Raw genomic sequence first — 13,396 nt, 5'->3', positions numbered from 1 at the left:
CTATTTGCTCGCCTTCATTTTCTCGGCGGCGTACTGGATGGATTCAATGATCTGTTGATAACCAGTACACATGCAGAGATTGCCCTCGAGCGATTCGCGAATTTCGTGCTCGGATGGATTGGGATTCGATTTCAGAAGTGTGTGCGTGTTCAGCACCATCCCTGAGGTGCAGTAGCCGCACTGGAATCCGAACTTTTCGAGGAACGCGTCCTGAATCGGGTGCAGGCCGTTCTTCTGCTTCTCCGGGTCCTGCTGGCTCATGCCCTCAATGGTGAGTATCTCGGCGCCGTCGGCCTGCACGGCCAGCATCAGGCAACTCTTGATGAGCTTGCCGTTGTAAACCACGGTGCAGGCTCCGCAGTTGCCCGTGTCGCAACCGACGTGCGTGCCGGTCAACTGGGCCTTCTCGCGGATGTAGTGGACCAGCAGCAGCCGCGGCTCCACCTCATGTTCAAATGCCTTGCCATTGATGGTGATCTTTACCAGTTGCATAAATTACCCTTCCGCGAAGCGCGTGACAGTGCCGCTCGCTGACGCTCGCGGCACCGCACCGTAAACCAAATCGCAACGAATCTTATATGATAGGCCAGGTCGGCTTGATTTTGTCTGCTAGTTTCGTCTTCTCGAGGATGCCTGGCATCAGCCGCTTCACTTCGCGGAAAATCTCCTGCTCGTTCAACGTCTTGAGTTGCTTGTCTTCCATCAACACCTGCCCGTCGCAGATCACCGTATCAACGCTGGCGCCCGTGGCGGAATACACCAGATTAGCAACGGGATTGTAGAGCGGTTGCCACTGCGCCATCTGCGTGTCGAACAGCGTCAGGTCGGCCTTCTTGCCCACTTCGATCGACCCGATCTCGTCCTCCCACAACGCGCAGCGCGCTCCGTTGATGGTGGCCATTTCCACCACGCGCTCCGGCGGCATCACGCTGGTGTTCAACCGCACTTCCTTGTAGACGCCGGCGACCAGGAACATCTCCTGCAACAGATCAACAATCCCCGACGACGCATGGTCGGAGCCGAGTCCCACGGCCACGCCCATCTCGATAAACTCAGGAATCTTTCCCATCAGAATATTGCCGTAGGAATTGTGCAGGCTGGAACTCGGCGCGGCCACCACTTTGCAGTCGTATTTGCGGATGAACTCGAACTCATGCGGACTCACCCAGCCGGAATGGACCAGCAGGATGTTCGGCCCCAGCGCGCCCAGGCGCTCGAGGCGCTGAATCTCCGTAACGCCGAATGAGGTCTTGCAGGCCTCCAGCGTGTCTTTGGCGAAACAAGCGTGAGTCTGCACCCCGGTCTTGTAGCGGTCGGCAAGCTCCTTCATGCGCGTAACCAGTTTGTCAGTGGAGTTGGGGATGCCGCGAAACTGGAACCATCCGCGCACACGCCCGTTGTGAGTGCCGTGCAGCCGCTGCACGGTTTCCTCAGATCGCTCGATGGCCTGCTCGGTGGATTCCCGGAACCGCTCGGGCAGCGCGCCGAAGGGCGACTTGGCGATGTCCATGGCCGACTTGGCCAGCGCGCAGCGTATCCCCGCCGCGCCCACCACGCGCGCGGTAACATCAGGAAAGTAATTACCCGCGTCAATGAAAGTGGTAACGCCGTTGCGCAGCAGCTCCAGCACGCAGAGCTGCGTGCTCCAATAACTTTCTTCTTCCGTGAGCAACCCCTCGTAGGGATACATGCGCTCGAAGAGAAATTTTTGTGCGCTGACCTCATCGGCCAGTCCACGCGCCAATTGAAATGAAGTGTGGATGTGGCAGTCGATCAACCCGGGCAGGACCACCCGGTTCCGCGCGTCGATGGTTCGCTTCGATGTGGAGTACCGCGCCTCCATGTCGCGCGTCTTTCCGACGGCGACAATCTTCCCGCCCTCAATGGCCAGCGCGCCATCCGTGATGATGCGCCGCTGCGGGTCCACGGTAATCAGCCAATCGGCATTGTGCAGAAAAATATCAGCCATGTGTTAGTGTCTCGGTTAATTCTTTATGTCGTCATCCTGAGCGAACCGAAGAGGACCTGCTTTTACGTTGCGCGATGGGGACAGCAGGTTCCTCGCTACGCTCGGAATGACGACGTTAAGCAGTTTGTCGGCGATCCGCCACGAGAGCTAATGGCCATTTTACAATGGCGGGCACCGATGCTTGTGCGAAATCGCGAGGAAGTTCCAGCGTGGCCTCACGTCGCCTTGTGATTTTCCGCCGCTTCCGATACGCTGGCCCTTGTACTAATTCCTCCAATTTGCAACTTATGGAAGGGCTCGCGGCGCATGAGTGCTTCTGCCCGCCTGCTGGTGAACTACAAATGAATTTTACCAATCATTGCCTGATCAGCGCGTCTCCCCAAAAGCTGTGGGAGTTTCTCACCGATATCCCCAAAGTAGCCACCTGCCTGCCCGGCGTGGAGGAAGTCACCAAGCAGGATGAGACCCACTACGTCGGCGTCATCACGCAGAAGGTGGGCGTGGTCAAGCTGCGCCTGTCGGGCAGGATCGAGATCGAGAAGATGGATGCGGCATCTCACACCGCCATCATGCGCGTGGAGGCCAACGACCAGCGCATCAGCGGCATGATCCAGGGCAAGCTGACCATGAACCTTGAGGAAATTTCCGCCAACGAGACGCGCCTCATCGCCGGTTCTGATATTAATCTCTTCGGCAAGATCGGTGAGTTCGGCGGGCCGATGATCAAGAAGAAGGCCGATCAGATGATGGCCGAGTTTGCCTCGAACGTCGCCTCGCGCGTCGGCGGAACCGCCGTCATGCAGGAAGTCCCCACCAAGCCCACCTCCATGCTGGGTATTTAGCACTGTCACGCTAAATCAGTTTTGCAATGTCCCCGCGAATTTTCAGCTCAATGATAATGTTGTCGTCGGTATTGTCTTCCGGCAACAGCGAGCGATGTGCGATGCCCTTGGGGATGACAAACATCTCGCCGGGCTTCAGTTCCAGATTGCCGAGTTCCGTCTCCCAGCGAATGCCGCCTTTGTAGCAAAAGATCAGCTCATCACACTCCATGTTGCGATGCCAGAAAGGCATGTCGTGACTGGAGCGCTTGGAAAGATCCACACGCACGCCGTCGGCCTGAAAGATGGGCATCACCGAGCCATCGGCCTGGTCATAGTTGGCGGGCCGCAGCGCGGGATCGTTGATATTGATCTTCTCGATCTTGACCTTCGCGCTCTCCGTCGAGATGTTCTCCACCGGCGACTGCTCGCGCCTCAGCGTAAGCTCCTTGCCCGCCCAGGTAAACTTTTCGGTGTACGACATGATCGTCTCCTCAAAATGACTTGCCACGGAGGCACGGAGACGCAGAGATAAGAACGAGGGTAAAAAAAACTTACCCTTCTTAAACTCTGTGCCTCCGTGTCTCTGTGGCTAATTCTTTTCCGCGATGGGCTTGGCGCCCAGCTTGAGCAGCAACTCTTCGGTGGATTGGTGCCCGCCGCTGCCGCGGAATCGCTTGTCCTGCCCGGTTATCTTCGCCGGCAGTCCCTTGGCGATGCTCAGTGCGGATTGCCCGTAGCGGTCCTGCATCTCCAGATTCGCGCCCTTGCCGGCCAGCAGTTCCACAATGGAGTTCGCGCCGAGAAATGCCGCCGCGCCCAGCGCATTGCGGCCATCCTGATTGGCGGCGTTGACGTCGTTGCCCAACTCCAGCGCCATCCGCGCGGCGACCAGCGCTTTGGCCTCTTCCTCCGGCGAAAGGTCTTCGAGGCGCCCCATGCCCGATGCGGTCATCAGCGGCGTGGTGCCTTCATCGGTGGATAATTTGGGATTCGCGCCGTGCTCAATTAGCAGCTTCATCATCGACGCGTCGAACGCGGCGGCGGCCAGCAGAAACGGCGTGGCGCCGGGCTGGCGAATCTGCGGCATCGAATTGCCCGTGGTGCGCGCGAAAAACGGATAGTCAAACGGCGGCAGCCCTTTGCCGATGCGCGCGTTGGGATTGGCTCCATGCGCCAGCAGCGACTTCGCCAGCTCAGGCAGGCCGGGTTTATGCCAATAGCGGTCCGTGCGAATGCGGTCGCGCGACATGCCGATGGCGATGATGCCCGCGCGCAGCGAGTAGTGCAGTGCGTTCAAGCCCCAGCCGTCGGCCACGTTGGGATCGGCGCCCTTCTCGACCAGGTAGAGCGCGAGCGGCTCATGTCCGCTGGCGGCGGCCACCACCAGCGCGCTGCCGTACTCCGTGCTCACGTCATTCACGTTCGCCCCGCCCTCCACCAGCGCGCGCGCCGAGTCCAGATCGCCCTGCTGCGCCGCGAACATCAGCGCCGTGTATCCTCCGCGCGAACTGGTGGGATCCAGATGCGCGTCGCCGGCCTCGAAGCGGTCCACCGTGGTGGGATCGCGCCGGTACACGCCATAGGTGAGATACAGAATCGGCTTCATATCGGCGGGCAACTGCGACTTGGCGTTGACCTCCGAGCCGGCCTTCACCAGCGCCTTCACCACGGCGGAGTGTTTCTGCGCCGCGGCCCACATCAGCGCGGTCTGCCCGCGCCGCGACTCCTTCGCGCTGGGATTCGCCTTTGCTTTCAGCAGCGCCTCGACGGCCTCCGCGCTACCGGAGCGCGCGCAACTCATCAGCGGCGTCGCGCCGTTCCATTGCGCCTTGTTGGGATCCGCCTTGCCTGAGAGCAGCTTTGCCACCATGGCCGCGCTGCCCTTGGCGCAAGCCAACTCCAGCGGCGTTACGCCATAATCGTTGGCGATGTTCGCGTCCGCGCCCGCCGCGATCAGCAGTCCAGCCATCTCCACGTCATCCTCATGCGCGGCCCACGCCAGCGCGGTCGCGCCATCGGCCTGAGGCTCATTCACGTCCACCTTCTGCGCGATCAGCGCGCGCACCGCCGCGATGTTGCGTGCCTTGGCCGCCTCCACCAGCCGCAGATCGTTCACGGTCGCGTACAACTGAGTGCTGACCATCATGAGCACTACGATGATTGCGTTACGTGCATTATTGCGTCCGGTCATTTTCTTTCTACTCCAGACTTGTGCTTGTTTCGAATATTTTCCACGACTTCCTCCCAGGGAGTGCCGGATGTATCTCCCGCGTCTATCTCATCCGCACGGCGATTTAGTTCTGCCTCCTGCGCCGCCGTCAGTTGGAATGCCTCCGGTGACTCCGAGAGGCTATCCCAGATTTCTTCTAGTAGCAGCAGTCGCTGCTCCACGCCCAGGCTGGAGATATCAATAGTAGTCCCCATAGAAAAACTCCATCTCCATCTTCTACGCGATGGGCAGCAGGTTCAGCTTGCCGTTGCTGTCGCCGAAGTTGTCGAGGCGCACGCCGGCGATATCGAGAACCGTCAGGTACAGATTGGCGAGCGGCGTGTCCTTGGCGTAGCGGATGTGGCGGCCGCCCTGAATGCGTCCGCCGCCGCCGCCGAACAGCACGATGGGCAGGTTGCGCCGCGAGTGCGCGTGGCCGTCGCTGATGCTGCTGGCGAACAGGATCACGGAATTATCAAGCAGCGTGCGTCCCGCCTCGGTGGTGGACTTCATCTTCTCAAGGAAGTAAGCGAACTGCTTCGATTGATACGTTTCAATCTGCACGCACTTGGCCACCATGCCGGCATCGTAGCCGTGATGCGTCAGCGCGTGATGGCCCTCATCGAGCCCGATCTCGCGGTAGGCGCGCTCGCTTTTTTCACGCGCCATGGCGAAGGTGCTCACGCGCGTCATGTCGGTCTGGAACGCCAGAACCTGCAAGTCGAACATCAGCCGCGAATGCTCTTCGTAATTCTCCGGCATCCCCGCCGGACGTTCGATCACCGGCAGATCGCGCACCGTGCGCTCTTCAGCCAGGTGGATGCGCCGCTCGACATCGCGCACCGCTTCCAGATACTCATTCAACTTGGCGCGGTCGGGCGTGCCCAGCCGCGCGGTCAGGCCGCTGATCTGGCCGGTGACCACATCCAGTACGCTGCGATCCACCGCCCAATTGCGTTTCCGCTCGGCGGGGTCAGTCGAATCGGCCTCGCCGAACATGCGCTCGAACAGCCTGCGCGGATTATTTTCGGTGGGCAGCGGTGTGGTCGCGCTGCGCCAGGACATGGTGTTCAGATAGGCGTCAGAGTCCGCGCCATCGCCGCCGCCGCCGGTCTCGCCGGACTCCAGCGACAATTCAAGCGATGAGAATTGCGTTTGCTGACCCAACTCCTTCGCCGCAATCTGGTCGATGGAGATGCCCGCCTGTCCGGGCGGCTTGGGATAGACGCCGGTCAGGAAACAGCCACTCGCTGTCGCGTGCGGCCCGGCCTCGCCGCTGACGTTTTGCCGCTGGTTGGACATGTTGTTCAGGTCGCTCATCACCAGCATGTTTTTCTGGAACGCGGCCAGCGGCGCCAGCGTGGTGGGCAGCGTGAAGTTCGCGCCCTCGGCCTCCGGCGTCCAATGCTTCATGATGCGGCCATTGGGAACAAACACCACCGAGAAGCGCACCGGCGACAGATTCGAGCGCGTGTCGGGACCGGCGGCGCCAGAGGCTAATGCCTTCGCCGTCAGCGCGGGGATCATGGAATCCAGCAGCGGCAGCGCGACAGTCGCGCCCACGCCGCGCAGAAAACTTCGCCGTGGAATCGTCTTCTTGAATATCATCATGGCTCGTTTGCCCTCCTCATTCTTTTACAGTGCCTCGACCGTCAGGGAGCGAGGGTTGGCCTCACCTGGAACCAACCCCCGCTCCCTGACGGTCGAGGCACTGTCACTACCGCGCGACGCGCGACTGAAACGGCGCGCTGCGCACCACGCCGCTAACAAGCGCCGACCATTTGTAATTCTGCGCCGCCGCGTCGCGCAGGATGCCGCGCACAGCGGGCTGATCGTAATATTCCACGCCGCGTCCCAGCGCGTACATCATCAGCTTTTCCGTAAATGTGGAAACAAATTGCTCGGAACGTCCCAGCATTACTTTCTTCAGTTCGCCGGCGCCGTTGAACTTCGCGCCGTCCGGCAGCGCGCCGGAGGCGTCGACAGGCGTGGTGCCTTCATGCGTGCGCCAGCGGCCGACGGCGTCATAATTATCGAGCGCAAATCCCAGCGGGTCCATGCGCGAATGGCAGGTGCTGCAAACGGGATTGACGCGATGCTGCTCCAGCCGCTCGCGCATACTGCGCTGCTTGCCATTGCCGGCGCTCTCTTCCACCAGCGCGGGGACGTTGGGAGGCGGCGGTGGCGGCGGCGTGCCCAGCAAATTGTCGAGCACCCACTTGCCGCGCAGCGTGGGCGAAGTGCGATTCTCATACGACGTAACGGTCAGGATGCTGCCCTGTCCGAGCAGCCCGCCGCGTGTGCCGTCCTGCGTCGTTCCCTTGAGGGCCACGCGCTGGAAATCGCTGCCGTAAATGTTGGGGATGCCGTAGTGCCGCGCCAGGCGCTCGTTCACAAACGTATAGTCGGCGGTGAGGAAGTCCAGCACGCCGCGGTCTTCGCGCGCAATGGTCTCGGCCAGCATTAAAGTTTCCTGGAGCATGGCGCGGCGCAGATTGTCGTCGAAGTCAGGGAAGGCCAGCGGGTCCGGCGAGACGGCGGCCAGACGGCGCAAGCCCAGCCACTGCGAGGCGAAGTTGTCCATCAGCGCGCTGGAGCGCGGGTCGGCCAACATGCGCCGCGTCTGAGCGTCCAGCACTTGCGGATCGCTCAACTTGTTCTGCTCGGCCAGCGTGAGCAACTCATCATCGGGAATGCTGGACCACAGGAAGAACGAGAGGCGCGAGGCCAGCGCGACATCGCTGCTGCGATAGACCGCTCTGGGCTTCACGCCCACCGGATCGGCCTCCACGCGAAACAGAAACTCCGGGCTGACCAGCAGCCCTTGTATCGCAGTGCGGATGCCTTCCTCGAATCCGCCCAGTTTGCTCCCGACTTCATGAAATTTCAGCAACGCCTTCAGGTCGGCATCCTGCACGGGACGGCGATAGGCGCGCCGCGCCAGCGCGGAGAGTATCTGCTTCGCGCAGGTAGCTGGCGGGATGCTGAGCCGGCTCTCCGCCGGATCGACTGGCTTCTGGTTACAAATGAATATTCGCTGGCGGCTTTCAGTGAGTCCCAAACCCTTCGTGCTGAGCGGGCCGGTGATGGCGACGGTGTCCACTGCGGGATCGCCGCCTTTGTAAGCGTACATCTCGTCGAAGTTTTGCCGCGGCATCAACTCGCCTTCGTACTCGGTCAATTGATTCAGGAAGGCCACTGCGATCGTGTGCGTGCCCGCCGTCGCCGGGAAGCGGACTTGCAGGTGCGCGTCGGCGGTGAGTTCGTAGTTCTCCTGCTCGGCGTCGCCCTTGTAGTCCTTGTTGATGAAGGCGTAGACCGGCCCGGAGCGGCCCACCGATTCGCCGCCCACGCTGAACAGCTTCACGCGCGCGCCGTCCATGCGCACGTCCAATTGATGGCGGTCGCCGAGGCCGCGAATGTAGTTGTCATTGTTCTTCATCAGGCGGACTTTGATCGAGTACTCGCCATCGACGGGGAAAAAGTGGCGCACGGCCAGGCCGCCGCGCGAGCCGAAGGGCAGGTCTTCGCTCATGCGGTCGTCCTGCGTCAGGCGGCGCGGGACGTCGTAGGTGGCGGTGAAGGTCTTGACGTCGGCGTCGCCCACGGCCAGCGTGCTGATGCGCCGCGCTGCGACCATGTATTTTTCCAGCAGCAGCGGCGAGACGGAAAGGATGTCGGCATTATTGTCGAAGCCGCGGCTCGAGTCATCGGCGGGCAGCAGCGTAGACGAATCGATCTCGACCGCCAGCAAGTCGCGCACCGCGTTGGTGTACTCGGTGCGATTCAGCCGGTGCGCGGCGGCGGTGCGTCCGGGATTGGGCGCGGTGGTCGCGGCGCGATCCAGTTCTGTTTCCAGATACTCAGTCAAGGTATTGTAGGCAGCCTCGTCGGGCCTGGGCGCAGCGGCGGGCGGCATGGCGCGTGCGCTGAGTTTGCGCAGGACGCTCTCCCAAACTGGGGCATTATCCGCGGGACGATCCATGCGGATCGTCTGTAGAGTGAGACCGCCGGTCTTGAGCTTATCGTTGTGGCAACCGACGCAGTACCGCGCGACGATATCTGCGGGGGCTCCGTGCGGCGCGGCGAACGGCACCTGTGCCAGCATAGGCGTGGCTGCTGCCAGAATCACGCTCAGATATCTCACTAGAGTTCGGAACACCGTTGCGGACCTCCGACAATTCACCGATCTTTCGCTCAGCCAGGACGGATGCAGTACACCGCAGCGGAGCCGTAATTACGCACTTTTATAGCCTCAGTGTACACGAACCTATCTCCATAAGAAACAGAGTTTTTGTTGGTCAGGAAGGGAATCAGATAGGGGTCTGGGCAGGAGGTGTTTTCAGGTTAAGCGGCTTCCCAGGAAGGGCTTGCTGTGCTAGTCTCGGTTGAATCTGCGGCGCAGGCAACGCGCCCGCCCGGAGGGCAAGTCCGCTGATCAATACCGCTTACACGAGGCCTCGAACGTGGCAGATAACCTAGGGCTGTCAGACCGGGGCCAGCCGGACAGAATTGTCCCGAGGCCGCCACGTGCGGATCGCACGGAGAATTCGCACCCGCCCGCGTGGCTCGGACCTTGCTGGGCGGCGCTGTTGCTGGCAGCGATGTGCTGGCTCATGGTGTCTGGTGCGCTGGAGGATGCTGTAACCTACGACGAGCAGCCCCATGTCGCCGCTGGTTACACTTACCTGACGCGCCGCACGGTTGACTTCAACACGGAACATCCTCCGCTGCTGAAAGACCTTGCCGCGCTGCCGCTGCTGTTCATGAAGCTGGATCTGTCGTGGGAAAAGTTAGGGGACGATCCCAACTGGTTCAACGGCGATCCGTGGGAGTTCGGCCGGAAGCTGCTCGACCACTCGACTGGCGATCCCGATCGCGCGATGTTCGCCGTGCGCGCGCCCATCATCGCGCTCACCCTGTTGCTCGGCTGGGCGCTGTTCGCATGGACGCGTCGCCGCTACGGCGATGTGGCAGGGGTGATCGCGCTGACGCTCTATGTCTTCTCGCCGACCATTCTGGCGCATGGGCGGCTGGTAACCACCGACCTCGGTGCTGCGGCTGGATTCTTCATTGCCACCATCATGTTTCTGCGATTTCTGGAACGGCCGTCGGGCGCGAACGTCCTGCTGGCGGGTACGGCGCTGGGTCTTGCGCTGCTGACTAAGTTCTCCACCATTCTGCTGGTGCCCATCTTCATCGTGCTGGCCGTGGCCTGGCATCTGCTGATTCAAAAGCGCGCGCGCCCTCTGCCGGAGAGCGTCCTTGGGAGCCTGACGCCATTGCGCAAGCAGTGGGGTTCGCCCATCCGCTGGACGCGGCGCACGCTGCTGATCGCCATCCCGTCATTTGCAAAGGCGTGGAGGCAAGCGTGGAGGAAGTCGAGTGAAGTCGCGCCGAGTGCCGCGAGAGTGCCTCGGTTGACGGCGGCGCGCGTGGCTGGCGTGATCTGCGCGGGGTTTCTCTTCGTCTATGCCTTCTACGCGCATCACCTTGGGAACATGCCGCAGGAGCGCCAATTGGAGCGCGCCAAGTTCAGCCTTACCGGGCGCGGCGTGGGCAATACGCCCAAGGACCTTGTGCTGTGGGCGGCGCGGAAGCCGCTGCTACGGCCGTGGGCGGCTTACTTCGCCGGCGTGATACAGACAATGATCCGCTCTGCTCAGGGCAACGGCCCCTATCTGCTCGGCGAGTTCCACACACAAGGTGTCCGCAAATATTTTCCGGCTGTCTATTTGATGAAGGAACCTGCGGCGCTGCATGTGTTGAGCGTGATCGCGATTCTCTCCGCGCTGACAGGCCTGTTTCTGCTGCGCGGGATGCCGCTGGGGTGGCGCGGCATGATATCCAAATCGCTGCGGCTGGATTTCGCGCCCGCGGCGATGCTCTTCGTGCTGGCCGTCTACTGGCTGGTCTCGATCCGCTCGAATCTGAACATCGGAGTGCGCCACCTGCTGCCGGTGCTGCCGTTCACATACGTACTGGTGGCGCGCGAGTTGCGCGAGTTCGCCGTGCGCCTGCCGCTGGCGATGAACCTGCGGGAAAACTTTATCGTTCACACCGGGCTTGTGCTGATCGGCTATTTCGGGTTTGTTGCCGCGCTGCTCGGCTGGCAGGTCAGCAGCGTGCTGCGCGTCCATCCCTATCACATGGCCTACTTTAACGAATTCGCGGGAGGCCCCGAGAATGGCTGGCGAAACGCGGTTGATTCGAATGCCGATTGGGGGCAGGACATGGGGCGGCTGGCGCAGTTCGTCGAGCAGCGCGGCATCGAGAAACTCGCGCTGGACTATTTCGGGTCAGCGGACGCGAATCGCTATCTGCCCGGCAAGTGGGAGGCGATCAACACCTGCTTCCCTCCGCGCCATGGCTGGGTGGCGGTGTCGGTGATGTCCTATCAGTCCTCCACACAGAACCCTGCGTGTGACTACCGGCGTTGGATACCGCTGGAAAACCTGACTGCGAAAGTAGGTTACTCCACGCTGATCTTTCACGTTGAGTGAGTCAATGAGTAAGAGTAGGAATGCGCCGCATAAAAATGGCATTGCATCGACAATTCGCATCAATTGCAGCGGCGGCGCTGCTCGTGCTGATGGGCGCGCTGATGTTCTTGAGCGCCTGGGATGACACGGCCAATTCGGACGACAATGTCGCGCTGATCTCCGGCTACAGCTATTTGCGCACGCAGCAGTTTCGGCTGGAACCGCAGAATCCGCCGCTCATCAAGTCCCTGGGCGCGTTGCCGCTGCTGTTCATGGACCTGAATGAGCCGTGGGAGATGAGCGGCTGGGCGCAGGAGGACCCAGACATTGTGGGCCGCGAATTTCTGTATCAATCCGGCAATGACGCCGACGCCATCTTCCACGCCGCGCGCCTACCGATGATCCTGTTCGCGCTGGGCTTCGGCGCGGTCCTATTCTTCTGGACACGCAAGCACTACGATGACTCAGTCGCCCTACTCACTCTTTTTTTCTACTCACTGTCACCTACATTCATCGCTCACGGTCGATTTGTGGCCACTGACTTAGGCGCCACCGCCGGCTTTTTCGTGGGACTCACTGCCTTCCTGCGCTTTTTGCAATCGCCGACTCGGAAGAATATTTTATGGGCAGGCCTCGCGCTGGGCTTCGCGCTGCTGACGAAATTCTCGACGATTGCCTTGCTGCCCATCTATCTGTTTCTGGCGACTGTATGGGCCTTCATTGGCGCAGGCCGCGAGCGGCAGCCACTGTTTGAGTTGCGTCGCGGCGCGGGCGATGAACGCATAAAAGCGCTGGCTCTACGACTACCGAGCGCATCGCAGTGGCGGGGTCTGGGTGCTACGCTGGCGCGGACGGGAGGCATCCTGGGCGTGGCTCTGGTGGTGATTTACGCGATCTATCTCCACCATGTTTGGAGTTATCCGCCGGAGATGCAGCGCGCCTCGGCTGAGTATCATCGCTTGATTTACGGCATGGGCGGCACGGCCAAGGACATCGTCATATGGGCCTCGGGGCATCCGCTGATGCAACCCTGGGCTGAATATTTTCTGGGCCTGTTGGTCGCGCTGAAAGCTTCCCGCTGGGGCCAACCCCTGTTCTTCTTTGGCCAGGTACATGAGACTGGCCTGCGCGTCTACTTCCCGGCGGCGTATCTGTTGAAGGAGCCGCTGGCGCTGCATCTATTGACGCTGGCGGCCTTGGGCTTTTTGTTTTGGCGAATGCAACAGCGCGACCGTACTCGCGGCGCACTCACGCGCTGGCTCCTCACTCACTTCACTGAGTTCGCGTTTCTGGTGATGCTGGCAGTGTATTGGACGGCGCTGATCCGTTCGAATATGAACATCGGTGTGCGCCATCTGCTGCCCGCGTTTCCGTTCATGTTTATACTGATCTCGCGTCAAGTAGTCAAACTATATGAGTCACTCAAGTCACTCACTGCTCGCCGAGCAGCGCTTGCCACACTGGCTATCCTACTCACTTGGCAGGCCATTACCGTACTACGCGTGTTTCCCTCCTACCTTGCTTACTTCAATGAGTTAGCCGGCGGGCCGCGGGGCGGCTGGCAGTATCTGAATGACTCAAACCTCGATTGGGGTCAGGATGTGAAGCGATTGGCGCAGTACGTCGAGGAGCAGGGCATCCCCGGCCTGCACGCGGAATTCTTTGGTCCGCCGGATGCGGTCTATTATTTCAGGGAAAAGTATCTGGGTCCCGTCGGCTGCGGCAAGCCACCCAAAGGCTGGGTGGCGCTGTCAGCGATGATTTATACCGGCGCCCCGTGGAATCGCCATTGCGACTACCGCAGCACTCTTCCCATCAAGACAGCCAAGGCCCGCATCGGTCACTCCATCTTCGTCTTTTACGTGGAGTAGAATTAGACCAACAATTATGCGCCAGAGGCTGGTGAAGCATT

At 61.1% G+C, this 13,396-nt stretch carries 10 protein-coding genes; 3 read left to right on the top strand and 7 right to left on the bottom strand.

The genetic code is table 11. The annotated features are described in order from the left end of the window. A complete protein-coding gene (locus EXQ56_04690) occupies positions 1-492 on the bottom strand; it encodes a (2Fe-2S)-binding protein (GenBank protein ID MSO19750.1) in 492 nt (163 codons plus the stop codon). Positions 493-574: 82 nt separating this feature from the next. Then, positions 575-1,969 carry an amidohydrolase gene (locus EXQ56_04685; GenBank protein MSO19749.1) on the bottom strand — a complete coding sequence of 465 codons (1,395 nt, stop codon included), beginning with the start codon at positions 1,967-1,969 and terminating at the stop codon, positions 575-577. Positions 1,970-2,133: 164 nt separating this feature from the next. On the opposite strand from EXQ56_04685, the gene EXQ56_04680 reads away from it, so the two are divergent. Further along, positions 2,134-2,811 (top strand): hypothetical protein, encoded by a 678-nt coding sequence (locus EXQ56_04680; GenBank protein MSO19748.1) that lies wholly within the window; start codon positions 2,134-2,136, stop codon positions 2,809-2,811. 10 nt (positions 2,812-2,821) lie between these two features. Here the strand turns inward: EXQ56_04680 and EXQ56_04675 are convergent, their stop codons facing one another. The 5 genes from EXQ56_04675 to EXQ56_04655 all read right to left on the bottom strand — a co-directional run bounded on the left by EXQ56_04675 (position 2,822) and on the right by EXQ56_04655 (position 9,164). After that, the gene (locus EXQ56_04675) at positions 2,822-3,274 is read right to left on the bottom strand and encodes a homogentisate 1,2-dioxygenase (protein MSO19747.1); all 453 of its coding nucleotides are present in this window, start codon (positions 3,272-3,274) and stop codon (positions 2,822-2,824) included. A 108-nt stretch (positions 3,275-3,382) separates the two neighbouring features. After that, positions 3,383-4,984, bottom strand: coding sequence for an ankyrin repeat domain-containing protein (locus EXQ56_04670; protein MSO19746.1), 1,602 nt, complete (start codon positions 4,982-4,984; stop codon positions 3,383-3,385). Next, positions 4,981-5,217 carry an addiction module protein gene (locus EXQ56_04665; protein ID MSO19745.1) on the bottom strand — a complete coding sequence of 79 codons (237 nt, stop codon included), beginning with the start codon at positions 5,215-5,217 and terminating at the stop codon, positions 4,981-4,983. Before EXQ56_04665 ends, EXQ56_04670 begins: the two co-directional genes overlap by 4 nt. Positions 5,218-5,239: 22 nt before the next feature. After that, positions 5,240-6,613 (bottom strand): DUF1552 domain-containing protein, encoded by a 1,374-nt coding sequence (locus tag EXQ56_04660; GenBank protein ID MSO19744.1) that lies wholly within the window; start codon positions 6,611-6,613, stop codon positions 5,240-5,242. A 106-nt stretch (positions 6,614-6,719) separates the two neighbouring features. Further along, positions 6,720-9,164 (bottom strand): DUF1592 domain-containing protein, encoded by a 2,445-nt coding sequence (locus tag EXQ56_04655; GenBank protein MSO19743.1) that lies wholly within the window; start codon positions 9,162-9,164, stop codon positions 6,720-6,722. Between the two features lie 304 nt (positions 9,165-9,468). Between EXQ56_04655 and EXQ56_04650 the strand changes: the two genes are divergently transcribed. Continuing rightward, positions 9,469-11,505 carry a glycosyltransferase family 39 protein gene (locus EXQ56_04650; protein MSO19742.1) on the top strand — a complete coding sequence of 679 codons (2,037 nt, stop codon included), beginning with the start codon at positions 9,469-9,471 and terminating at the stop codon, positions 11,503-11,505. 20 nt (positions 11,506-11,525) lie between these two features. Continuing rightward, positions 11,526-13,355 carry a hypothetical protein gene (locus tag EXQ56_04645; protein MSO19741.1) on the top strand — a complete coding sequence of 610 codons (1,830 nt, stop codon included), beginning with the start codon at positions 11,526-11,528 and terminating at the stop codon, positions 13,353-13,355. Positions 13,356-13,396 lie beyond the last annotated feature (41 nt).

This window comes from Acidobacteriota bacterium (assembly GCA_009691245.1).
GTDB lineage: Bacteria > Acidobacteriota > Terriglobia > 2-12-FULL-54-10 > 2-12-FULL-54-10 > SHUM01.
The sequence above is the reverse complement of the archived record's forward strand: the minus strand, read 5'-3'. Positions and strand labels throughout refer to the sequence as shown.

Coding starts and splice junctions, on each gene's coding strand:
- EXQ56_04690 (MSO19750.1), bottom strand. CDS start 492: ATGCAACTGGTAAAGATCACCATCAATGGCAAGGCATTTGAACATGAG.
- EXQ56_04665 (MSO19745.1), bottom strand. CDS start 5,217: ATGGGGACTACTATTGATATCTCCAGCCTGGGCGTGGAGCAGCGACTG.
- EXQ56_04660 (MSO19744.1), bottom strand. CDS start 6,613: ATGATGATATTCAAGAAGACGATTCCACGGCGAAGTTTTCTGCGCGGC.
- EXQ56_04680 (MSO19748.1), top strand. CDS start 2,134: ATGGCGGGCACCGATGCTTGTGCGAAATCGCGAGGAAGTTCCAGCGTG.
- EXQ56_04685 (MSO19749.1), bottom strand. CDS start 1,969: ATGGCTGATATTTTTCTGCACAATGCCGATTGGCTGATTACCGTGGAC.
- EXQ56_04645 (MSO19741.1), top strand. CDS start 11,526: ATGCGCCGCATAAAAATGGCATTGCATCGACAATTCGCATCAATTGCA.
- EXQ56_04675 (MSO19747.1), bottom strand. CDS start 3,274: ATGTCGTACACCGAAAAGTTTACCTGGGCGGGCAAGGAGCTTACGCTG.
- EXQ56_04670 (MSO19746.1), bottom strand. CDS start 4,984: ATGACCGGACGCAATAATGCACGTAACGCAATCATCGTAGTGCTCATG.